The organism is Algibacter sp. (genome assembly GCF_039977455.1).
Taxonomy (GTDB): domain Bacteria; phylum Bacteroidota; class Bacteroidia; order Flavobacteriales; family Flavobacteriaceae; genus Algibacter_B.
Map to the genome: position 1 here is coordinate 1 of NZ_JBDWDG010000028.1, position 24,524 is coordinate 24,524.

General features: G+C 33.9%; 14 protein-coding genes. 12 read left to right on the forward strand and 2 right to left on the reverse strand.

Annotation, left to right across the window (positions count from 1 at the left end):
• The 10 genes from ABJM36_RS13245 to ABJM36_RS13290 form a co-directional block, all read left to right on the forward strand.
• Positions 1-864 (forward strand): glycoside hydrolase domain-containing protein (locus tag ABJM36_RS13245; protein WP_348451974.1); only part of this gene is annotated, 864 nt, incomplete at its 5' end.
• 14 nt (positions 865-878) lie between these two features.
• Positions 879-2,180 (forward strand): alpha-L-fucosidase, encoded by a 1,302-nt coding sequence (locus ABJM36_RS13250; RefSeq protein WP_348451975.1) that lies wholly within the window; start codon positions 879-881, stop codon positions 2,178-2,180.
• A 96-nt stretch (positions 2,181-2,276) separates the two neighbouring features.
• Positions 2,277-3,632, forward strand: coding sequence for an alpha-L-fucosidase (locus ABJM36_RS13255; RefSeq protein WP_348451976.1), 1,356 nt, complete (start codon positions 2,277-2,279; stop codon positions 3,630-3,632).
• An 80-nt stretch (positions 3,633-3,712) separates the two neighbouring features.
• Positions 3,713-5,560: a Ca2+-dependent phosphoinositide-specific phospholipase C gene (locus ABJM36_RS13260; RefSeq protein WP_348451977.1), complete on the forward strand. Its 1,848-nt coding sequence runs from the start codon at positions 3,713-3,715 to the stop codon at positions 5,558-5,560.
• Between the two features lie 4 nt (positions 5,561-5,564).
• Complete coding sequence (locus tag ABJM36_RS13265; RefSeq protein ID WP_348451978.1) at positions 5,565-8,537, forward strand: glycosyl hydrolase 115 family protein; 2,973 nt, start codon at positions 5,565-5,567, stop codon at positions 8,535-8,537.
• Between the two features lie 7 nt (positions 8,538-8,544).
• Positions 8,545-10,389: a metallophosphoesterase gene (locus ABJM36_RS13270; protein WP_348451979.1), complete on the forward strand. Its 1,845-nt coding sequence runs from the start codon at positions 8,545-8,547 to the stop codon at positions 10,387-10,389.
• Positions 10,390-10,412: 23 nt separating this feature from the next.
• The gene (locus tag ABJM36_RS13275) at positions 10,413-14,474 is read left to right on the forward strand and encodes a two-component regulator propeller domain-containing protein (RefSeq protein WP_348451980.1); all 4,062 of its coding nucleotides are present in this window, start codon (positions 10,413-10,415) and stop codon (positions 14,472-14,474) included.
• Between the two features lie 228 nt (positions 14,475-14,702).
• Entirely contained in the window at positions 14,703-14,888 is a 186-nt protein-coding gene (locus ABJM36_RS13280; RefSeq protein WP_348451981.1) for a hypothetical protein, read from the forward strand.
• 288 nt (positions 14,889-15,176) lie between these two features.
• Complete coding sequence (locus ABJM36_RS13285) at positions 15,177-16,625, forward strand: sulfatase-like hydrolase/transferase (RefSeq protein WP_348451982.1); 1,449 nt, start codon at positions 15,177-15,179, stop codon at positions 16,623-16,625.
• Between the two features lie 27 nt (positions 16,626-16,652).
• A complete protein-coding gene (locus tag ABJM36_RS13290) occupies positions 16,653-18,257 on the forward strand; it encodes an alpha-L-fucosidase (RefSeq protein WP_348451983.1) in 1,605 nt (534 codons plus the stop codon).
• A 93-nt stretch (positions 18,258-18,350) separates the two neighbouring features.
• Here the strand turns inward: ABJM36_RS13290 and ABJM36_RS13295 are convergent, their stop codons facing one another.
• Together ABJM36_RS13295 and ABJM36_RS13300 are read right to left on the reverse strand one after the other, a co-directional pair.
• Complete coding sequence (locus tag ABJM36_RS13295) at positions 18,351-19,001, reverse strand: hypothetical protein (RefSeq protein WP_348451984.1); 651 nt, start codon at positions 18,999-19,001, stop codon at positions 18,351-18,353.
• Positions 19,002-19,126: 125 nt separating this feature from the next.
• Positions 19,127-20,545: a sulfatase-like hydrolase/transferase gene (locus tag ABJM36_RS13300; protein ID WP_348451985.1), complete on the reverse strand. Its 1,419-nt coding sequence runs from the start codon at positions 20,543-20,545 to the stop codon at positions 19,127-19,129.
• Between the two features lie 419 nt (positions 20,546-20,964).
• Between ABJM36_RS13300 and ABJM36_RS13305 the strand changes: the two genes are divergently transcribed.
• Both ABJM36_RS13305 and ABJM36_RS13310 read left to right on the forward strand, forming a co-directional pair.
• Complete coding sequence (locus ABJM36_RS13305; RefSeq protein ID WP_348451986.1) at positions 20,965-22,560, forward strand: sulfatase; 1,596 nt, start codon at positions 20,965-20,967, stop codon at positions 22,558-22,560.
• A 65-nt stretch (positions 22,561-22,625) separates the two neighbouring features.
• Positions 22,626-24,503, forward strand: a complete 1,878-nt coding sequence (locus tag ABJM36_RS13310) for a sulfatase (RefSeq protein ID WP_348451987.1) — start codon at positions 22,626-22,628, stop codon at positions 24,501-24,503.
• Positions 24,504-24,524 lie beyond the last annotated feature (21 nt).

Genomic DNA, 24,524 nt, shown 5'->3' on the forward strand with positions numbered 1-24,524 from the left:
CAAGATGGTGCGAGCATGACCATGGAATATGCATATCAAGATTGGACTTTGGCTCAATTGGCTAAAAAATTAAACCATACCGACGATTATAATTATTTTATGGAACGCTCCAATAATTATAAAAATGTGTTTGATAAAGAAAGTTCTTGGATGCGTCCTAAGAACCTCGCAGGGGTTTGGAAACAAGATTTTGATCCTTACCAAGCAGAAAACGGTTTTATAGAATCGAATGGTGCACAATCTACATGGTTTGTGCCTCACGATTTAGAAGGTTTAGCAGAGCTTATGGGCGGTACCGATAAGGCTGTAGAGAAGTTAAATACGCAGTTTAAAACTGCCGAAGATATTGGTTTTACTGCAGGGAATTCACATGCCCAAGAATTACACCCAGAATATAGTCGAATACCTATTAATTATGGCAACCAACCGTCCATTCAAACGGCTTTTGTATTTAATAAATTAGGACGTCATGATTTATCGCAATATTGGTCGCGTGCTGTGGTTGATAAAGCGTTTAGCGGCTTGGATCCTACCACAGGTTACAATGGTGATGAAGATCAAGGCTTAATGGGAAGTCTTGCTGTACTTATGAAAATCGGGTTGTTTCAAATGAATGGAGGAACAGAAAACAATCCGGAATATCAAATAGGAAGCCCTATATTTGATGAGGTTATTATTAAACTAAATCCCGATTATTATTCAAATAAAACATTCAGCATAAAAGCGCATAATAATAGTGCTACAAATGTTTATGTTAAAGAAGTGAATTTTAATAATAAGCCTATTGAAAATTATAGTATTTATCATCAAGATATAACCAATGGTGGCGAATTAATTTTAGAAATGTCTAACGGTTCTAAATAATCATATTTATAGTTATGAAGTTAAAAATTTCTATTCTACTCGTTCTACTTACAACGTTTTCAGCTTTTGCACAACTTAAAAATAAGCTCGAGCTTAATGAAGATTTCATGGATATGGGTTTTGGTATTTTTGTGCACTGGAGTATGGATTCTCAATTAGGGAGTGTTATTAGCCATTCGTTAGTTGGCGCTTCAGAGGATTATGTAAATAAATATTTTAACGAGCTTCCTAAAACATTTTATCCCAATAAATTTGATGCTGAAGAATGGGCACGTTTGTTTAAAGTCGCTGGAGCGGAGTATGTTGTGTTTACAGCAAAACACCATAATGGTTTTTGTATGTGGGATACCAAAACTACCGATTTCAATATCATGAATACGCCTTACGGAAAGGATATTGTAGGCCAATTGGTAAAGGCGTTGCGTAAATTCGATTTAAAAGTGGGGATTTATTTCTCTCCAGAAGATTTTAGCTTTATCCATAAACAAGGGCATTTAATTTCTCGAAAAGGACCAATGACACAGGTTACGGCCAATAAAGAGTTATTTGAGTATGATAAATTACAGGTTAAAGAGCTTGTTGAAAATTATGGGCAAATAGATGTTATGTTTTTTGATGCGTTTCACTCTAAACCTATGGCGCAATATGTGCACAGTATAGATCCAAATATTGTGGTAACCCGAGGGGAAATGAAAACACCAGAGCAAAAAATTCCGGATGGTGCTCAGCCAGGTCCATGGGAAACTTGCATGACGATGGGAACGCAATGGCAATACAAACCAACAAATGAAGATTATAAAGATGGCTCTGAATTAATAGAAAAGCTTATAGAAATTCGTGCTAAGGGTGGTAATTTTTTAATGAATATTGGTCCGAAGCCTAATGGCGAAATTCCGATAGAGCAAGAAAAACGTATGCGTGAAATTGCGTTGTGGATGTACGTCAATGAAGAAGGTGTTAAAAATGTAAGAACGGTACCAACTATTGTTAAAGATGGCGATATGTGGTTTACAAAAGGAAAAGATGATAGTACAGCATATGTGTTTATCACAGGACAAGAAAATTGGTTTAAAGGCTTTAGACGAAATTTTCTATTGAAAAATATCCGATCGACTAAAAACACCAAAATTTCTGTGCTTGGGCAAAATGATTTAGTGGTGGAGTATTGGCCAGAAAACACACCAACGTCCCGATTTATTCAGCATGAAGATTTGTTAGAAATATCTATAAGTAGAGCACAAAGATTATATAACGATAAAATTTGGCCAAATCCAGTGGTGGTGAAGTTAACCAACATAGAATTTATAACCAAGTAAGCGTTTATTATCAGAAAATATTCAAATTATTTTAAAATGAAAGAGAGCACATTCCGAAGAAATTTTTATTACAGTTTAGGTTTTTTACTTGTTTTTATGACGAATGCCTTCGCGCAGTCGTCTGACAAAATGGATTGGTGGAAAGATGCCAAATTTGGTATGTTTATGCATTGGGGATTATATTCTCAAACGGCAGGATATTGGAAAGGTCACAAAGCAAAAGGTAATGAGCATTTCATGATTCATGAAAAAATATCTTTAAAAGAATATGCTTCCATAGCGGATGATTTTAATCCAGTTAATTACGATGCCGAAAAATGGGTGCTTACCGCTAAAAATGCAGGTATGAAATATATTATCATCACCTCAAAACACCACGATGGTTTTGCGATGTTCGATTCACCATCAAACGATTATAATATCAAAGAGAGAACGCCTTACGCTAAAGATCCTATGACGGAACTCGTTGCGGCTTGCCATAAGCATGATATGAAATTTGGGTTTTATTACTCATTAGGTCGCGACTGGGAAGATCCCGATGTGGCTACAGATTGGCCTTTTAAAGGCGGAAGAAGTAATTTGGTGGATTATCCAGATGAAGATATTAAAGTCTATAGTCGGTATTTTGAAAGAAAGGTGAAACCGCAAATAAAGGAGTTATTAACCCAATACGGTAAAATTGATGTGATTTGGTTTGATACACCAGAATTAATAAGTCCAGAAGAAAGTAAAGAATTACGCGAGCTTATTTTAGAAATTCAACCTGAATGTATTATAAACAGTCGTATTAAGCATGGTTTTGGTGATTATAAAGTTACAGAGCAAGAAATTGTTGATGGGCTAGAAGTAGAACCTTGGGAAGCTTGTATTACCATGGGTAAAAACTGGGGATATATTGAGTATGATACTATATATAAATCTTCAGAATTAATGACGCGTCATTTACTAGAAATAGTAAGTAAAGGCGGGAATTTATTATTAAATAACGGACCAACAGCAAAAGGCGAAATCACAGACTTAGCTCAAGAACGATTAGCAGAAATGGGAGTTTGGATTGAACAAAATTCTGAAGGGATTTACGGTACTAAACCATGGAAGGTACAAGGAGAACGACTTGTTGATATATCAATTGAGAATGAAAAGGTAAAGTTTGCCGAAGATAAAAACACCATGAAAGATAACGAACATGATGGCACATCGAATGTTATTTTTCCTGAAGTAAGATTTACCTCAAAAGATGGCGCCATTTATGCCTATGTTTGTAGCTCTACCGATAAGGAAGTGCTTATAAAAGCATTTTCAGCTGAAAAAGTAGGAAAGATTAAGGCGGTAACACAATTAACTACTTCCCAAAAAGTAAATTGGAAACAAACCAAAAACGGTTTAATAGTAGAAATTCCGAATTACTCTGAAAACGAAATACCTATTACAGGCTTCAAAATAGCACTGTAATTATTTTAAAAAAAAGTAATTTAGGAATTTCTTTTAATAAATAATACCCATTATTTCAAAGGGTATAAATACTCGTAGTAATGCATTATCTTAAATCAAAACTCGTATTTGTTTTCTTGTTATCAACGGTTTTTACATGGGCGCAATCTAATAGAACCATAGCGTTATGGCCCAACAATGTGCCTGGAGAAATTAGCGAAAAACAACCTGCTAAAATTTCAAAGAACACCTCGGGAAATGTTAAACGGATAAGCGAAGTTACCAACCCGATACTCACTGTTTACAGACCTGAACATCCCAATGCATCTAAAGCCGGAATCATTGTTTGTCCAGGTGGCGGTTACAATATTTTAGCTTTAGATAAAGAAGGTGAGGAGATTGCGGAATGGGTAAATTCTTTAGGTTATACAGCCTTTGTTTTGCAATATCGAGTTCCTAAAAACCAAAAAGGTGCAGCTCAAGATATTCAACGGGCTATAAAAATTGTGAGAAGTAAGGCTTCTGAGTTTTATTTAGATACCGACAAAATTGGACTTATCGGTTTTTCGGCAGGAGGGCACTTGGCTGCTTTAGCTTCAACCAATGCTACCACAAGTTTTTATGAGCCTCAAGATGCTATACATACGTTGTCTAGTAAGTCGAATTTTACCATGCTTATTTATCCAGCGTATTTGGATAAAGGTGAAAATAAAACCCTAAATCCCGATTTTTCTTTAGATCAAAATACACCACCATTTTTTATCTTTGGAACAGCAGACGACCCGTACGGTAATAGTAGTTTTGTTATGGGGCAAGCGTTACGAGACAATAAAACTCCGGTAGAGTTACATATGTATCCAAAGGGAGGTCATGGTTATGGTTTACGTAAAGGTAATGTAGCGGCCAAACAATGGCCAAAATTAGCAGAGAAATGGCTTGAGAAAGTAACTATAGCTCAGCCTAAACTAAACGATATTCAAGTTATTGGGAGTCATAATTCATATAAAATTGAAATTGAAAAACCCTTGTATGATTATTTACATGGTGTAAATCCTAAAATGGAAAGTTTACAATACGGTCATGTTTCATTAGAAAAACAATTAGACTTAGGATTAAGGAATTTGGAATTAGATGTGTTTTACGATCCGATAGGTGGGTATTTTTCAAATCCTAAAGGGTTGGATATTGTAAAAACACTAGGTGAAACACCTTTAGATTTTGATACTGAAGAAAAGTTGAAAACACCCGGGCTTAAAATGTTTCATGTACAGGATATCGATTTTAGAAGCCATCATTTGCTGTTTAGAGACGGATTAAAAACCTTGAAGAAATGGTCGGAAAAGAACCCGAATCACACACCTGTAGTTATTCTTATAAATACTAAAGATCAGAAAGTGCTACAAACTAGAGATCCTTTACCTTTCGATAAAATTGCTTTAGATAGTCTAGATGTTGAAATTCGATCTGTATTTTCTGAAAGGCAATTGATAACGCCGGATGCTGTTCGTGGGAATTTTAAAACGCTAGAAGAGTCCATTTTAAAGGCAGGTTGGCCAAAATTAAGTGCTTTAAAAGGTAAATTTTTATTTGTTTTAGATGAAAAGGAAATACGTATAAATAACTACTTAGAAGGTCATGATGCTTTAAAGGGACGAGTGCTTTTTGTGAATAGTAAAGAAGGGAATCCGGAAGCGGCATTTCGGATTGTGAATAATCCCATTACAGATTTTGAGTATATAAAAACACTAGTAGCAAAAGGCTATATGGTACGTACCCGTGCCGATGCCGGAACGAAAGAAGCGCGCATTAATAGTTACGATAGGTTTGAAAAAGCTAAAGCTTCTGGAGCACAAGTGATTTCTACAGATTATTATATACCATCGACCTTATTTGACTCCAATTATAAAGTAATTTTTGAGGATGGAACTTATGAAAAAATTAAAAAATAAAAGCATGTTTAAATATTTAGGATTGTTTTTGACTTGTTTCCAAGTGTTGGTGCTAACGGCACAGGAGGACAAGGTTTCTGAATTTTCAATTGTTGAAGCGAATAATTCCATATCGATTTTAATTGATAAAAAAGATGCTGAAGTGGTAACAATAGCTTCGGAGATTTTCGCAAATGATGTTTTTAATATCACAGGATTAAAGCCATCCATAATTTCAAAAGCGAATACTTTTTCTTCTGTAATTATAGCAGGAACTATTGGCGAGAATGCCATGATAAATAAATTGATAGCTTCGGGTAAATTAGACGTTACCGAGTTTAAAAATGATTGGGAACGCTATACGATTCAAATGATTGAAAACCCAACTAAAAATATTGATAAGGCTTTAGTCATTGCAGGAAGTGATCGTAGAGGAACGGCTTATGGTATTTTAGAATTGTCTAGAAAAATAGGAGTGTCACCATGGGAATGGTGGGCCGATGTTACGCCAGAAAAAAGAAAAGAGTTAAAGATTACAGTTGAAAATTCGGTATCCAAAAGACCTTCAGTAAAATACCGAGGAGTGTTTTTAAATGATGAGGATTGGGGGTTACAACGTTGGGCCGCTTTAAATTTTGAGCCAGAAACAGGTGATATTGGCCCTAAAACCTATGCTAAAGTTTTTGAGTTGTTATTGCGTTTAAGGGCCAATACTATTTGGCCTGCCATGCATTCTAGTACCAAACCATTTTATTTCTATCCAGAAAATAAATTTGTAGCAGATGATTATGCTATTGTCATAGGAACATCGCATGCAGAGCCTATGTTGAGTAACATCAATACGGAATGGAAACATGATGAAATGGGAGAGTATCGCTATGATACCAATTCAGAAACTATAAAAAAACTTTTTACTAAACGCGTTACAGAAACGGCAAAATTAGAAGGTATTTATACTACAGGAATGCGTGGAGAACACGATTCCCCAATGATTGTTGGTGAAGATGATACGGATGCACAGGTTCATTTATTGGAACGTGTTATTACAGACCAACGTGCCATATTGAAAAAGGAAACTAACAAGAATCCAACAGAGATTCCGCAAGCTTTTGTGCCCTATAAAGAAGTCTTGAATTATTACCAAAGCGGACTAAAGTTACCAGAAGATATTACGCTAGTTTGGACCGACGATAATTACGGCTATATGCGTCAATTAAGTAACCCAGAAGAACAAACCAGACCAGGTGGTGCAGGTGTATATTACCATACGTCGTATTGGGGAAGACCTCATGATTATTTATGGTTAAATTCTACCAACCCGGTTTTAATGTGGGAAGAAATGTCTAAGGCTTACGAGTTTCAATCGCGTGATATTTGGATTTTAAATTGTGGAGATATTAAACCCCATGAGTATAACATCGAGCTGTTTTTAGACATGGCTTGGGATATGGATAATTTTGAAAAAAGTACGGCTGTAAAAACACATACAAAGGCTTGGGCAGCACGTGAATTTGGAAAAGAATCGGCTTCTAAAATTACCAATGTTTTATTTGAAAATAACCGCTTAGCATATATTAGACGTCCTGAGTTTATGGCTTGGAGTCAAGTGGAGCCTGTTACAAAAGAAGGTGAAACAGAGTTAACGCAGTATCATTATGGAGATGAGGTATCAGAACGTATCAATAGCTATCAAAACATTATTGATGCAACGGAACATTTATATGATGGTATAGCAGCACACAGAAAAGATGCGTTCTATCAACTGGTGTATTATCCTGTTATTGGCGCTTCAAAATTAAATCAGAAATGGCTATATAGTTTTAAAAATAAATTTACGGCCAAGCAAGGTAGACAGAGTGCAAATAGGTTTGGTGTTTTATCAAAAGAGGCCTTCAGCCGAATTGAAAAGGAAACGTCGTATTACAATACGAAACTTCAAAACGGAAAGTGGAACCATATTATGACCATGGCGCCTCGTTTTTTACCTGTTTTTGCTCAACCGGCTACGTCTATTGTTCAAACCGATGAGAAAGCGAAGTTAGGTTTAGCTTTAGAAGGTTATCAAATGGAAGTGAATGATGAAATTATAAACAGTTACGCGGACGTACTGCCGGTGTTTAATAGATACACAAATAGCAGTTATTTTATTGATGTTTTTGTTGAAGGACACGGAACCTTAAACTGGGAGGCGAAGCCAAAGGCGGATTGGATAAAATTATCTGAAGATAAAGGGGTTTTAAATACAGCTTCAGGTCAGGTAGAAAAAAGAATTTGGGTGCGTATCGATTGGGATAACGTGCCAAAAGGCGAGAACAAAAAAGAAGCACCATTAGGTCACGACTTTCAGTTAATTCCACCAAGTTTTAAGGTGAATAGTGCCATCGATTTTATTTCCGAAGGAAAAACAACAACCATAGGAGTTTCAGTTTATAACCCTAAATTAGAAGTTTTAGAAAATTACAAAGGCTTTGTTGAAGATAAAGGTTATGTGTCCATAAATGCTGAAAATTTTACACGTAAAAATTCAGGAAAAGAAGCCAAATGGGAACTGTTTGAAGGTTTGGGCTATAGTAATAAAGTGATTACAGCTTTACCACGAACGGCAACGCCAAATGTTAATATTGATGATATAAAAGCTAAAAGTCCGGTTTTAGAATATGATTTTTATACTTTTAATTTCGGAGAAGCTCAAGTGAATTTACAAGTTGTACCAACACACGCGCCACATGCAGGTATTGGTGTGCGTTGTGCCGTTGCCATTGATGATTCTGATCCTGTAATTGTAGATTTTCAAACTCAAGGTCGAAGTGATGCGTGGAAAGAAAATGTGCTTAAAAACGCTACAGTTAAAGCGGCTAAACAAATAGTAAATAAAGCGGGGCCACATACTTTAAAAATTTGGATGGTAGATCCGGGTGTTATGATAGATCAGGTGTTGATAGATTTAGGAGGATGGAAAAAGAGTTATGCATTTCCGAAGGAAACTGTTAAAAAATAATTTTATTTTGAATAGATTGTATAATCAATGCGTTGGTATCATAGTGTTAATGATGCTGATTTCTTGTGGAAAAAGTATTAAAGCGAAGCAAGATCCTGTACAAATAGCATTTATTGCCGATGCGCATTTTCAAGATATTTATGCGCATTTTGAAGATGCCGATTACAAAGGTATTGAGAATCCAGAGACAGGACAGTTTGTTAACATCCGGACCATGCAAGCACAATTGCAATCTACCAGAATATTCAACGAAAACTACTTTGCATTTATTGAAGCTTTGGATGATATTGTTGCGAGAGGTATAAAATATGTGGCTCTACCAGGGGATTTTAGTGACGACGGACAGCCGGTTCATGTCAAAGGATTACGAAAACTTTTAGATAGTTATTCTAAAAAGCATGGCATTTTATTTTTTGCAACCACTGGAAATCACGATCCGGTAAAACCGTTTACTCACGAGGCGGGAAAAACCGATTTTTTAGGCGCTGGTGGTAAGGAACAAATTATAGTAAGCTCAGTTAAAAATTTAAAAGACACTGCGAAAGGTCAGTTGAAACCCATAATAACTTCAGAAATAAAAAAATGGGGTTATAAAGATATTTTGAATGAAATGTCCTCATTCGGGTTTTATCCTCAAAAAGAGTATGTATACTGGGAAACACCCTTTTCTTCTTATACTTATGCCGAGTATAGTTTTAATAAAGCCAAAGAAGCTTCGGATTTAAAGAAAAGAACCTATCAAATAGATGTACATAATGCACATCCGGATGCTAGTTATCTAGTAGAGCCAATCGACGGTGTTTGGCTTTTGGCAATCGATGCCAATGTGTATGTGCCAAATAAAGAATTATCGGGAATATCTATTAATGCAAACGATTTTTCTGGAGCAAGTATTGGTTATAATAACGTGCTTTTACAGAAAACACACCTAATAGCTTGGGTAAAAAAAGTAGCAGCGCAGGCCAAAGAAAAAGGGAAAGTTTTAATCGCTTTTAGCCATTATCCTATGGTTGAGTTTAACGATGATGTTTCCGAAGAGATGAAAACCTTTTTTGGAGGAAATAAAATGCAATTGCACCGCGTTCCCAAAGACGGTGTTGCTGAAATTTTTGCCGATGCCGGTATTCAAATTCATTTTGGTGGTCATATGCATATTAACGATACAGGTGTGCGAACCAGTGAAATCGGTAATACATTGTTCAATATTCAAACACCATCTTTAGCGGCTTATACACCCGGATATAAGGTGTTAACGATACTGTCGGAAACTGATTTTGATATAGAAACAGTAATTATTAATAAGGCTAAAAACTTTAATAGTTTGTTTCCTTTGTACGCGCAAGAATACGCTTACTTGAGCGAAACGGATTCTTCTACAAAATGGAATAAAGATATATTAACCACCGAAAATTATAAAGATTTTACTAAATTTCACCTAAAAGAATTGGTGCGTCTTCGGTTTTTACCCAACGATTGGCCTAAGGCTTTTGCTGATAGCTTTTTAGATGCTTCGGGGAAGGATTTGTTATTAAAAAAATCTAACATGTCCACTGTATGGCTAAAAGAGCGTTTATTAGCTAAAAACTTAACTTTGGAAGCTTTTGAAATGTGGACAGGTTTTGATATGGTGAATGATTTTTATAAATTGAGAAGCGCAGATCAATTAGCTTTTAGTGATATTGGTGACAAAAGGTTAAAAGAATATCAATTTATTTGTGAGGTATTACAAGACGTTACAGATGAAAACCTGAAGTTGTGGTTGCGTATTTTTGAAAAAAGTAAAAAAGGTGCACCTTCAAATCATTTTAGAATAAATTTAGAATTCAATACCATAAAAAATATTACACCATAAATACCTCAAATAACACCCATTTAATGGTCAATCGTTTTATTATATTTTCGCTTTGTTTTTTGTTTGTTTTAAGCAGTTTTGCTCAAAACATCAAATTTGGGCATTATAATGACAAAGACGGACTTTCTCATAACTCGGTTAGACATATTGTACAAGATAAAAAGGGGTTTTTATGGTTAGGTACATTTTCTGGCCTTAACCGTTTTGATGGGTATCAATTTAAATCTTATTTAAGTTCTGAAACAGAGTCTAATGCTTTAAATAATGATGATATTACAAGTTTAGAGCTTGATGAGTCCTCAAATAATCTTTGGATTGGTACAAGGAATGGCTTAACCCTCTTTGAACTAGATACGCATACGTTTAAAACTTTTTTGCCAGAAAAGGATAACCCTAATAGTTTGCCAGATTATGAAATCCGATCTTTATACATAGATAAGTTTAGTAGAATTTGGGTAGGAACTAAAAACTCTGGTTTGTATCTGTTTTTTCCTAAAGAAAATAGATTTTCTAAAATTCATATAGAGGGCTTTGATTATATTAAAGAGATATTCGAAGACAAAAAAGGAAACATTTGGATAGGTAGTTATGAAACGGGATCAATTGCAAAAATAACACTCGATGGTAAAGGTGGAATATCTAAATTATTACAATATAGTTTAACAATTCCGAATTCCAATGATATAAATCCATATATAAATTTTATTTATGAAGACGATAAATCTGATATTTTTGTTGGCACAAGAGAAGGGCTTTATAAGTATAATATAGCACTTGACACCTTTGATAATTTATATATTAAAGACGGTGTTTTAAGAGATAATCTTGGGCCTTATTTTTTGTCCGTTACCCAAGCTCCAGATAACAAATATTGGGTTGGTACCCTTGGTGGTTTACTGGTGTGCGATCGATTGGAAGATATCCAGCAAGGTAACTTTCAATGGCATTATTCTAAGTTATCTGACAATTATTCTTTAGTAGATAACTTAATATCGGCGTTGTATTTTGATGCTTCTGGAGTGTTGTGGATTGGTACAGAAGATGGTTTGGATAAATATGATCCTTATGAAAATCAGTTTAAATTAAATAAAGATATTTCATTATATATTAACAATCAGGCGCCTAGAATTAGAGGGTTTGCTAAAACTCATAATAACAAAGTCGTTGTAGCTACAAGGCATAATGGTCTTTTTATTTCAGAAAATGACTCGTTTACGCCCTTGTTTGAGGGAAGAAGTGATATTGCAAGTATTTATTCGTACGACGGGAAAATATTTTACTGTGGCCTTTGGAATGGTAAAGTATTGGTCTATAATTACATTAATAATACATCTAAGGTGCTAGATTTTGGCTTTAAAAGTTCACCTGTTTTAGCATTCGAAAAATATTTAGATAACACCTTGATTATTGCTTCTTTTGAAGAAGAATTAGCTTTTTTAAACACTAAAACATTAGAGAGTAAAAAGCCAGAGGAAGACTTTTTAAAGGGGTATGAAGTTAATAAAGTAGTATTAGGTCGTAATAATAATTTGTGGTTTGCTACAGAAAAAGGTGTTTTAAAATATAATTTAAAAAATAAAACGACCAAAAATTATTCCCAAAGTTTAGATAATGAATTTGGTCTACCTCATAATAATGTAAGTGATATTAAAATTGATTCCTATGGTAAAATTTGGGCAGCTACACGTTTGGGGTTGGCTTCATACAATCCTATTGGAGATGCCTTTGAGAGGGTTGAACTTCCAAAGGAAATTTCAGGAAGGTGGATAACAGATATTGCAGTAGATATTAGTGGCTATCTATGGTTAAACATGAATAATAATAGCATCACTAAATATAATTTAAAAAACGGAAATGCACATATATACCATGTAAAAAGTGGTAATAGATTGGATGTGTTTAGTTCTAGTGGTTTCTATAATTTTAATAACTCAAAGATATATTTGGGTGGTAAAAACGGAGTTATATATTTTTCGCCTTCAGAAATAAAAGAAAATTCTAGAGCTCCAAAACCTGTTATAACCGAGTTTAAAGTTCAGAATAAGGAAATTTTACCAGGAGTTAAAATTAATGGACAAGTACCTTTTGAAAATGATATTAATTATAATAGCAATGTAAAATTAGATTACGGAAACCGTAATTTTTCTATTCAGTTTTCAGCGCCTACTTTTACTAATGAAAGGCTTAATAAATTTAAATATAAATTAGAAGGCTTTGATGAGGATTGGATTGAAACTACTAGCGATTCTAGGACGGTTCAATATACTAATTTGTATTCTAATGATTATGTATTTAAAGTAAAGGCAAGTAATAGTGATGGTTATTGGAGCGAAGCCTCTTTATATAATATAAAAATTTCACCTTCATTTTGGTTGAGTTACAAAGGCATTTCCTTATCGCTGTTTATACTTGGAATCTTAATATATTTTGGACGTAAACAATTAAAATTGCGCTTAAAATTGAAACAAGAACTCCTGTTGGAAAAAGTAATGCGGGAGCGAGACGAAAAATTAAATAATGAAAAACTTCGTTTTTTTACAAATATTTCTCATGAGTTAAGAACGCCATTAACCCTAATATTAGGTCCTGTAAAACAATTGCTCGATCAAGACGATAAAAACACTTACGCTAAAAGTAGGGTACATTTAATTTATCAAAATGCAAATAGGTTATTACGTTTGGTTAATCAAATACTAGATTTTAGAAGAGCAGAAACAGGCGAGCTAAAGCTTAAAGTCTATAAAACAGAAATTATTTCTAATACTAATGATATTTTTAATTCTTTCGTTGAATTGGCGCAATCTAAGAATATAAATTTCAATTTAAACATGGAAGAAAATATTCCAGATTGTTGGATAGATATGGATAAGTATAGCAAAATTCTATACAATTTACTTTCCAATGCTATGAAGTTTACCAATAATTATGGCAATGTAGATTTGTATTTGGGATATAAAGAAGGCAAGGAAAAAATGCTAACTATCGAGGTAAGTGATGATGGTATTGGTATTCCTTTGGAAAGCCAGGAGAAAATATTCTCAAGGTTTTATCAAGCTAAAAATAGTAAAGCAAGCACAACTGGTACGGGGATTGGTTTGTCTTTAGTTAAGGCATTAGTCGAAATACATAAAGGGACAATAAAAGTAAAAAGTGTACCAAATTCAGGGAGTATTTTTACTATTGAGTTACCAGTTTATAGAAAAGCCTTTACTAAAGATGAGATATTTTATTTTATACCCGATGTAGTTAAGGGAAACAAAATTGCTCCTTTAAAACCAACTATGTATAGCAACCTAGAAATTTCTAAAATAAAGCCTGTAAAAACTAATACAGATATAAAACATAAAGTATTAATTATTGATGACAATGCAGAATTAAGAAATTATGTAGCGGAATATTTATCTGGATATTTTAAAATTTATCAGGCAGAAAATGGCAAAGAAGGTTTGGAGGTTTGCAGAAAAGAAAAACCCGTATTGTGTGTTGTTGATGTTATGATGCCTATAATGGATGGTTTTCAGTTTGTTGAAGAACTTAAGTCTGATGAAAATATTAGCCATACAGCGGTAGTATTATTAACCGCTTTAGCCGAAAATGAAAACAGAATTAAAGGTTATAAAATAGGTGTTGATGGTTATTTGGTAAAACCTTTTGATCCTTCGTTATTAAAAACCCGAATTGATAATATTATAAAAATACACTTCGATTTAAAACAAAAATTTTCTGGTGAGGTAGAGACAGATGTCATCACTTTAGCCCATTCTCAAATCGATATTGAGCTTATTTCTAAAATAAAAGAACTTATAGAAACTCAAATTAATAATCCAGAGCTAACTTCTGGTTTTTTGTGTAACGAATTGGCAATGAGCTCCTCTAAGCTCTATCGGAAAATTAAACAGTTAACAGATTTATCTCCTAACGAATTTATTAGAACGATTCGATTAAAAAAATCGGCTGTTTTATTAAAAACTAAAAACTATAATGTCTCTGAGGTTGCAAATATGGTGGGCTTTAATGATCCCTTGTATTTTAGTCGTTGTTTTAAAAAACAATTTGGACACTCCCCAAGTAAACTAATTAAATAAACCTACAAATTAATTTAATTTTTATACAAATAGACATTATATGTTTCCTGCAAATCCTCCATTTATTCCTCATAAAATTAATAATGTTGGAAGCTATAAAAGAGCGATTGAGATTTCCGAAAACAGAAATGATAAAGACTTTTATATTCATTTAGCATGAGTAGCTGTGCAATGTATTTATAGTTTAAAGGAGTTAAGGTAGGGTATAAGGAAGGAAGCAAAATACCTATGGAATTTAAAATTACAGATGTTGTAAGGCTAAGAAAAAAAGGATGGTTGCGGTTCAGGTATTGCCATGGTATGATAAATGGATACAAAACGGATGTACCATGGGTAACCTTTACTTATACAAATGGAAAAGGTATAAAAATAGAAGGATTACAGCTACTAGGTTTTAGTGGCCACCATCAATAAAAACCGATTTTGATGCCGACAAAGAAAAACAGCCACGTCATACTTTAGATATGGTAAAAAGAGATTTTGTTAATATTAATTGTAAACAAATTGGTCTTGGAGAAGATAATAGGAGGAGTTATAAAACTATGAAACTAAGTGGTTTATAGGTCAACCTGCTAGTTTAAAATATTCGTATTAAATTAGTCCTTAAATAGATAGTTAAAAATGAAGATTAACACATTGAAAAAATCACTAATATTACTAAGTATATTGGTATGTATTAGTTGTAAGTCTAAAGAAAAAACAATGGTTTTCAAGTCAGAAAAACCTAACATATTATTTCTTTTCGCAGACGATCAAATGTTCAATACCATAGGGGCGTTAAATAATTGTCCTGTAAAAACACCAAATTTAGATCGGCTTTTAAGTAATGGGGTTTCTTTTTCTCATACCTTTAATCAAGGGTCATTTACACCAGCTGTTTGTGTGGCAAGTAGAACCATGCTAGTTACTGGTGGCTACCTATGGAAGGCAGCATCGTTTTCAAAAAAAGGAAATAATATAAACGACAAAAATGCTCCAAAATCGAAGTCGGAATATAAGATATCATTTAAAAAGCCTGAGAAATATTGGCCACAATATTTAAAAGAAGCTGGATATGAAACTTACATGGCAGGAAAATGGCATGTGGGAGAAGTGAAACCTAAAGATATTTTTGATTACTCTACCAACGTACGCCCTGGCATGCCAAACCAAACAAATGAGCGTTATTTAAGGAGTTTTGATAAAGGTAAGCCCGATACTTGGTCGCCATATGATACCATAAATAGAGGTTACTGGGAAGGTGGAAAACATTGGAGTGAGGTTTTGGCAGACGATGGAATTTCTTTTATTGAACAAGCCAAAACTAGTGATAATCCTTTTTTTATGTATTTGGCTTTCAATGCACCTCACGATCCAAGACAAGCACCAAAGAAGTTTGTAGATATGTATCCAGTTGGTGGTATTGATGTGCCAGAAAATTTTATTCCAGAATACCCTTATAATGAGGCTGCTGGGACAGGTCGTAGTCTTCGAGATGAGAAATTAGCACCTTTTCCAAGAACTGAACATTCTGTAAAAGTAAACAGACAAGAATATTATGCTATTATAAGTCATATGGACGAACAGATAGGTCGTATTTTAGATGCTCTGGAAGCTTCCGGAAAAGCAGATAACACCTATATATTTTTTACAGCAGATCATGGGCTTGCAGTGGGAGATCATGGTTTTATGGGGAAACAAAATATGTACGATAGCAGTATGCGTGTTCCGTTGTTGATGTCTGGACCAAAAGTTCCTAAAGGAAAAATAGTAGATTCGTTTGTGTACTTGCAAGATGTTATGGCCACAACGCTAGATATCGCAGGAATTGAAAAGCCAGAACAAATTGATTTTAACACCTTATTACCTTTGGCAACCGGTAAAACCAATAAGAGTAGGAATCCAGTGGTTTATGGAGCATATTTTGGTGCTCAGCGCATGTATAGGACAGAACGGTATAAAATGATTGTTTATCCAACCATTAATGTGGTTCGTTTATATGACTTGCAAAATGACCCATTGGAAATGGTGGATTTAGCAGAAAACAAAGAAGAATATAAGAACGTACTAAATCGCCTTTTTCAAGAATATAAAATGTTACAAAATGAAATGGGAGATCCGGTTGATATTTCTGAGGCATTTAATAATTTCATGGCAGGAAAATCAATATAATCCAAGCAAAGCAAGTATATAATTATTATGAAAATTTTTAAAAAATATTTATCAGCATCACTGTTTGTTTTGGTGCTTTTTTCTTGTAATTTTTCTAAAACATCTGAAACTCATATTGGATCTTCAAAAGAAGCTCCTTATGACGGTAGTTGGGAGGCCTTGCAAAAAATGCCAGTTCCAAATTGGTTTAATGACGGGAAAATAGGAATTTTTATTCACTGGGGCCCTTATAGTGTTATTGGGCACCGTAAAGGAGGTCGAGGTTATGCAGAACATGTTCCTAAAATGATTTATCAGGATTCTACTTATTATTATCCTTATTTAAGAGAACGTTGGGGAGCATCACCACCTGAATTTGGATACAAAGACATAATTCCAGAGTTTAAGGCGGAAAACTGGAATCCAGATGAATGGGCTGAATTGTTCTCTAAAGTAGGAGCAAAGTATGTTGTATTAACTGCCGAACATCACGATGGTTGGGCCAATTGGGATTCAGACTTAACACCTTGGAACGCTATGGATAAAGGGCCGAAGCGAGATTTGGTAGGCGATTTAGGAAAAGCCGTTAAAAAGAAAGGGTTAAAGTATGCGCCGTCATATCATAGAGAAAGACACACCAGTTTTTTTACTACACAGAAATATAAAGTTAAGGCAAAAGCTCATGATGATATTTTGGAAGAAATCAAAAGAAATCCGGAAGCAGAATCTCTTTATGGTCCCTTTGGTTTTAGTGATGAAGCAGTTGATGAGTATGTAGTTCGATGGAAAGAAATTCAAGATAAATATCAACCAGACTTTTTATGGATTGATGACATCCCGATTTTTACTAGAGATGGCAATAACTCTCAAGTAGAACCAAAGGTATTTAAGCCAGAAATTCAATATTTCTACGATCAATGTAGATTGATGATTACTGATTTTATGAATAACGGAAGTTTTAAAAATCAAGAAGTGTACATGAATAACAAAGGAGCCAATCGTAATTGGCCAGATGGTATTGGATGTTTAGAAAAAGACAATTTAAAATTAAAAGTGATTGGTCCTAAGTGGCAAAGTTGTACCACTTTTGGAACGTCTTTTGGTTATTTAGAAAATGATACCTACAAAACTCCAAAAAAAATTATTTCTGAAATGGTTGAAGTTATTTCTAGAAATGGAAACTTTTTGGTGAATATTGGCCCTAAAGCAGATGGTACAATACCTCAACCACAGGTTAAATTACTTCATGATATGGGTAATTGGCTTGGTATAAATGGTGAAGCCATATACGGAACACGTTATTGGAAAGTAAATCATCAAGAAAAAGGTAATTTGGCTTTTACAACTAAAGGAACAAAGCTTTTTGCAATAGCATTAAATCAACCAACGGGGTCCATAGTGATTGAAGCCACAAAAGGATGGACGGATAAAGAAGTGAAAGCTGTTAAGTTATTAGGTTCTGAAGCAGATGTTGAATGGAACATAACAGACGCAGGATTAGAAATTATTCCTCCAATAGATTTAGGCAAGAGTAGCTATGCCTGGTCTTTTGAAATCGATACAAATAAAGAACAACATGAACCAAATGTAATTCAAGCTGATGCTAGTAAAGCATTAAAAGGGACCAAAAAAGTCGATTTGGAAGGGCATTAATTATTTATTGAATCAAACTAGATATTATCAAAACTGCAATGTGTTAATGATTGGCCACAGAGCACACCAGATTTATATTTAGTGTTAAATTATTTAATTAGAATAAAACATTCTATTTTCTTTATAAATTATGTTTTTGTTTAAGATAGAATGTTTAGAAATTAAGAATAAACATTGACTTACTAGGTAATCATGATTATTAGTGTTTTTTTTAGAAAAATAGATGTAATTAGTTTTTAAGGTATTGTCTAATTTTTGTGTGGTAGTTTTATCAAAGTTTCTAAAGTTTTGGTTGTTTGAAATTGTATAGTCATCCAAAACATTAATTTTATTTAAAAGATCTTCATTTGAATTTATTACTAGCAAATTCCCGTTTGAAGACTTTAAATAGGCATCCGAATGCATAACAAATTGATTATGATAGTTTTGTTTTAAATTTATAGTTGATATATCGTTATCTATAGGGCTGTTTAAATTGGTATTTATGCTGTTTGTTTTACTTATAACGATATCTATGCGACCATAAATGTTAAAAATGGCATCGATACAATCTTTAATTGAACTAGTTTTAACAAGAGTGGTTTTAGAATTTTTAATAATTGAATATTCATGGTTTTCGAATTCTATAAAGTGAAGAAGTCCGCCTTTTTCAATAATTTTATCGCTTATGGCTTCTTCAAACTTTTCTAAATTTTTATTACACCTATTAATAATTATCACTTTGTTCTTTAAATGTAAATCCATTGGTTATTAGAAATTTTTGTTAGTGTTAATTTAGTACTTGCTATTGGCATTTCTAAATAGACAGTGTAGAGTTAGAGTGTCTATTGATTTAATGGTTGTTATCATGTTACTTAATTATAAGATTTTTAAGTCCTTTCCTTAGAAAATAACTTTTCATCAGGTTTTACAGGGAGTGTTTTTTGCCATTCTATTATTTGAGTCTTCAAATGTTCAGTTACGTTAGTATTTTGGTCTTTTAAATCCGTTTTTTCATAAACATCGGCAGCTATATTATAAAGTTCAACATAACTTAAATCTTTATTAGCTACTAATTTCCAATGATTATCAACAATCGCATAAGATACCCAATGGTTTGGTGCATTTTTATTTGCTGGCCAATGGGCTCCAATTTTCCAAAAAAGAGGCTTTGTTCTAATAGGGTAAGGGGTTCCTAATAACGTAGAAACTTGACTAATACCATCTGGTTTATAGTGTTCCGGTAATTTGGCTTCTGCAATTTCGCAAAATGTAGGTAATAAATCTACTGCTGAAATTAATGAGGAATCATCTATAGCACCAGCTTTAATTTTTCCGGGCCAACGTGCTATAAAAGGAACCCCTATACCGCCTTCAAAAAGTGCTGCTTTATACCCTTTTCTTCCCCCTGTAATGCCTTTAGAAGCTCCGGTTTTGTAACCAACACCTGTAGCTGTATCTAAATATAATTCTAGTTCTTTTGCCGTCTTAACTGATCTTGCAGGTCCATTATCAGAACTAAAAATAACTAGTGTGTTATCGGTAAGGTTTAAGCGGTCAATAGCATTCAAGACCTCACCAATCCTATCATCAGCGTGAGATAATACCGATGCATAAATATTATCTGCTTCATCTAGTTCGGGAAATCGTTGTTGGTATTTTGGAACTACATGATGCGGGGTATGTGGCTCATGTACCCATAAATTAATAAAGAATGGTTTGTTTTCTTCGTTGCTTTTTTCAATAAAATCTATAGCATTATCAGCATCTTTATAAAAAGGCATTTGTTCACCAGAGCAATTAAAAGCCCCATAAGTATCGTATCCATAGTTATCTGGAGTTGGTGAATCAGGAATCATGTTATTTGAAAGGTGCCATTTACCAAAATGTGCTGTGGCATAACCACTTTCTTGTAGTAATCTAGGAAGTAGCGTGGTTTTGTTATCCAACCAATCAGGCATATTTCTTTTAGCATTGCTATTGGCCCAAGCAAAATGACCATCAATATTATGTCTAGCAGGGAATTGTCCCGTCATTACACCAACTCTACTAGGCGAACAAACACCGCTTGCTACGGTAAACCTTTGAAAATCCGTACCTTCATCTATTAGCCGATCTATATTTGGTGTTTTTACATAAGGATGTCCATGTGCGCTTAAATCACCCCAACCCCAATCATCGGCAAAAATGAAAACAATATTAGGTTTTGTTTCCGAATTTTTAGTTTGTTTGTTAGTAGTGTTTTGGTTACAACTAAAAACAGTTATAGTAAAAAACACGAAGGATACAATTTGCTTTATGAATCTCATAGTGAAGGGATTTTCAACAAAACTATTTAAATTTACAAGTAATCATTTGCTCAAATACGTTTAAATAATTCTCTAATCGCTCTTAGTACGATAAATTTAGAGAAATTGGTTGATTCTATTGAGAATACAATAATTAAGCAATAGAATGAGTAATTAGAACAAATAGGTTGACTTTAATTTTATGACATTTACACTTAAATTTAAACTTATGAAATAATCAGCTCAAGTGGTGTTTTACTTTAATTTAAATTCATCGGTATTAATAAAACAAGCGAAAAAAGCAAGTAAAAGGCAGAAATGAGCATGAGGTATATGGACGTAAATTAATTAATTTGTAAACAAATTAAACATTTTTAATTATACTGTTATTAAAATATCATCATGCTACTCTAGCAATATAAAATAATCTAATTAAGTTTATGAAAAAAGTATTTCTATCATTAGTAATTAGCATCATTACCGCCAGTAGTTTTGCACAAGAAAGACCTAATATTGTTTTTCTTTTATCGGACGATCAAACAAGTATTGCCACGGGGTGTTATGGTAACGATCAGGTAATAACACCCAATATGGATGCTTTGGCTGAAGAAGGGGTTTTATTTGAGAACCACTACAATACAACTGCTATTTGTATGGCAAGTAGAGCCATTATTTTAACAGGAATGTATGAATATAAAGCCGGTTGTAATTTTGAACATGGTCCATTAAGAAAAGACAAATTTGCTAAATCATACCCTGTTATTCTTCGAGAACAAGGTTATTATACAGGTTTTGCAGGTAAATTTGGAATGGCTGTTTCTGATAATGGCAATAGTACAAGTCATAATAAATATGATACGCTCCCGATAGAGGACTTCGACAATTGGGCAGGAGGCTTAGGTCAAACCAGTTACCAAACCGCAAAGAACAAATACATTGCTAAATATGCTGAAAAATATCCTCATAGTACTAGAGCATATGCAGCTTGGGCAGAAGATTTTATAAAAGAAGCGAAACAAACGGGCAAGCCATTCTCTATGTCTATTAGCTTTAAAGCACCGCATATGCCTTTTACTCCAGATCAATATTTTGATTATGTGTATAAAGGAAAAAATTATAAGAAACCAGAAAATTACGGTGCAGAAAACGCAACACATCTAGCGCCTCAAGCAAAGACAGGAAGGCAATATAAAGAGTATGATTTTTGGCGTAAAAGTGATGAAAGTTACCAAAAAACCATTAAAAACTACAATCAGTTAATTCATGGTGTAGATTATGCCTTAGGCATGATTAGAAAAACCCTGGAAGAACAAGGAGTTGCCGATAATACCATAATCATTTTTACAAGTGATAATGGTTATAGTTGTGGTGCTCATAACTTTGGAGGGAAAGTATTGCCTTATGAAGAAGCTTCAAAATCGCCGTTAATTATTTACGATCCAAGAACACCAATTAAAAAAAGAGGTGTAAGACGTGATGAAGTAACTGCAAATATCGATATGGCTCCAACTATTTTAAATTATGCCGGAATTAAGGCTCCTGATAATATGGATGGTGAAGATTTACGTCTCTTAATAGAAAAACCTAAGAAATTTAAAAGAGAAACCGTTGCGCTTACAAATATGTGGGGTAACGATGAAATACAAGCGATGGGTGTGGTTTCTAAAGATTGGAAATATGTATTATGGAATTTCGAAGATGACCGCATGAAGCCGACAGAAGAACTTTTTCATATAGGAAGGGATCGTTTGGAAATGACCAACAAAGCTACCGATGCTTCGGAAGAAAAACAGCTAAAAATAATGCGTTCACTTTACGACGAACACCTTGATAAATTAAAAGATGAGGCTACCAAGGATAATTTATATCAAAAATATGCTGTTTTATTTGATAGAAACGCGACCGCTGAAGAAAAGAAACCTTTTTTAATAGGCACCTATAAGGCTAATGAGGCTAAAGCGAAAAAGAATAAAAATTCGTCTAAAAAAAACAGGAATAACAAGAAGAAGAAAAACAAGAAAAAAAAGAAGAAATAGTAATGGGGTACATTCAACCCCTATAATTTAGGACTTCAAGTTTACTTTATATATATAATAAATTTATGAAAAATACCATGCATAAAATAGCCGTTATTTCACTCCTTTTTTGTTTGAATTTAGCTTCTGCCTGTGGTAATAAGGCACCGTTTAACGCGGATAAAAATAGGCCAGAAAAGCCAAATGTATTGTTAATTCTAACAGACGATTTAGGATGGCAAGACGTTAAATGCTACGATATTGACGCACCATCGCCATACGAAACACCAAACATAGATAGATTAGCTAAAGCCGGCGTTCTATTTTGGCAAGCCTATTCTCCAGCAACAACATGTTCGCCTTCTAGAGGTGCTATTTTATCAGGAAAACACCCTGTTCGTCTTGAAAGAACTAGTGTAAGAGGTGGGCATCCGCCATTACCTTTTAATTATGGATCTTCATTAATTAGTCCTTGGATGAGAGGTGCTTTGGATATTTCTGAAGTTACTATTGCAGAATCTCTTAAATCCAATGGTTACAAAACAGGGCATACAGGAAAATGGCACGTAGGTATTGCTGTAACAGATTATCCAGAACCTAAAGATCAAGGATTCGATTTTTCAAAACATGGCTTTGGGTCTCATAAAAGAATGAAGGACCGTACAAAGGGGTTTTCTACAACAGACCCTTCAGATCCTTTTTATTTAGATGAAGAAGGTTTCCCATTTGATGATATTACACAAGATGGTCTTGATTTTATGGATGCAGCTAAAAACGATCCCTTTTTTCTTTTCTACTCTTCCCGTTTAGTACATACACCTATACATACCAGAAGTGAAGCTTTACTTCGTAAGTACTACCAGAAATTAGGAATAGCATATCCTAAAGCAGATGATGTTTGGGATGAGGAAGGTCAAAAAAACGCTTACTATGCCGCTATGGTCGAAACTATAGATTATTATACAGGGTTATTGATTAAGTATCTTAAGGAAACTGAAGATCCTAGATGGCCAGGGCATATGTTAATTGAAAACACCTATATTATTTTTACTTCCGATAATGGTGGTATGGAAAGACATACTAAAGAAGTGATTACTGATAATTACCCATTAGATAAAGGAAAGATAAACGCTAAAGAAGGTGGCACAAGAGTGCCTTTAATTATTACAGGTCCAAATATTGCTCCAAATACAGAATCTAATGTAATGGTTAATGGAGTCGATTTTTATCCAACAATTCTGAGTTGGACGGGTGCAAAAAAAGAACAAAATCAAATATTAGATGGTGCTGATTTATCAACATTACTGGAAAAAGATCCAACAGATTCAAAATTAGTTTTAGACCCTGAAACAGGACAACCTAGAAACACCATGATGTGGCATTTTCCAAATAGTTCTATGCAATCTACCTTGCGTATTGATGATTATAAATTGGTGAGAGAGTATGTTGCTACCGAGGAAAAAACGCGGTTAGCCTTGTATCAATTGTATGAAAACGGAACAAACCGTGTAGATATTGAAGAGGCTAATAATTTAGCCACTAAAATGCCTGAAAAAGCAAATGAAATGAATCGCCTTCTAGAAGAAAGGTTGGAGAAATTAAATGCTAGATATCCTTTCTTAAACCCAACTAGTAAAGCTGATTTACCTAACAAATCTAAAATACCTACTGTAGTTACACATGGCGTTGATGGAGATAAAGTGTGGTTAGAATACAAAAATAATGGTGCTAAAGTTGTAAAAGCAGAACTTATATATACCAAAAATGGAGGTGTGCCCGGTGAAATTTGGTTTCCTGTTATTATGAACCTTACAGATGATAAAGTTTCTGTAACATTACCAAAAGGAACCACGCACTATGTGTTTAATTTAGTTGATGAAAATAATTACTTAATAGGGTATCCGGATGCTGGTTACCAGAAAACAACTAAAATATTTGCAACCAAAGCCATTGCAGTTAAATAATAAAAGAAGTAAAAACAAAAA

Coding starts and splice junctions, on each gene's coding strand:
- ABJM36_RS13250 (WP_348451975.1), top strand. CDS start 879: ATGAAGTTAAAAATTTCTATTCTACTCGTTCTACTTACAACGTTTTCA.
- ABJM36_RS13255 (WP_348451976.1), top strand. CDS start 2,277: ATGACGAATGCCTTCGCGCAGTCGTCTGACAAAATGGATTGGTGGAAA.
- ABJM36_RS13260 (WP_348451977.1), top strand. CDS start 3,713: ATGCATTATCTTAAATCAAAACTCGTATTTGTTTTCTTGTTATCAACG.
- ABJM36_RS13265 (WP_348451978.1), top strand. CDS start 5,565: ATGTTTAAATATTTAGGATTGTTTTTGACTTGTTTCCAAGTGTTGGTG.
- ABJM36_RS13275 (WP_348451980.1), top strand. CDS start 10,413: ATGGTCAATCGTTTTATTATATTTTCGCTTTGTTTTTTGTTTGTTTTA.
- ABJM36_RS13280 (WP_348451981.1), top strand. CDS start 14,703: ATGGAATTTAAAATTACAGATGTTGTAAGGCTAAGAAAAAAAGGATGG.
- ABJM36_RS13285 (WP_348451982.1), top strand. CDS start 15,177: ATGGTTTTCAAGTCAGAAAAACCTAACATATTATTTCTTTTCGCAGAC.
- ABJM36_RS13290 (WP_348451983.1), top strand. CDS start 16,653: ATGAAAATTTTTAAAAAATATTTATCAGCATCACTGTTTGTTTTGGTG.
- ABJM36_RS13295 (WP_348451984.1), bottom strand. CDS start 19,001: ATGGATTTACATTTAAAGAACAAAGTGATAATTATTAATAGGTGTAAT.
- ABJM36_RS13300 (WP_348451985.1), bottom strand. CDS start 20,545: ATGAGATTCATAAAGCAAATTGTATCCTTCGTGTTTTTTACTATAACT.
- ABJM36_RS13305 (WP_348451986.1), top strand. CDS start 20,965: ATGAAAAAAGTATTTCTATCATTAGTAATTAGCATCATTACCGCCAGT.
- ABJM36_RS13310 (WP_348451987.1), top strand. CDS start 22,626: ATGAAAAATACCATGCATAAAATAGCCGTTATTTCACTCCTTTTTTGT.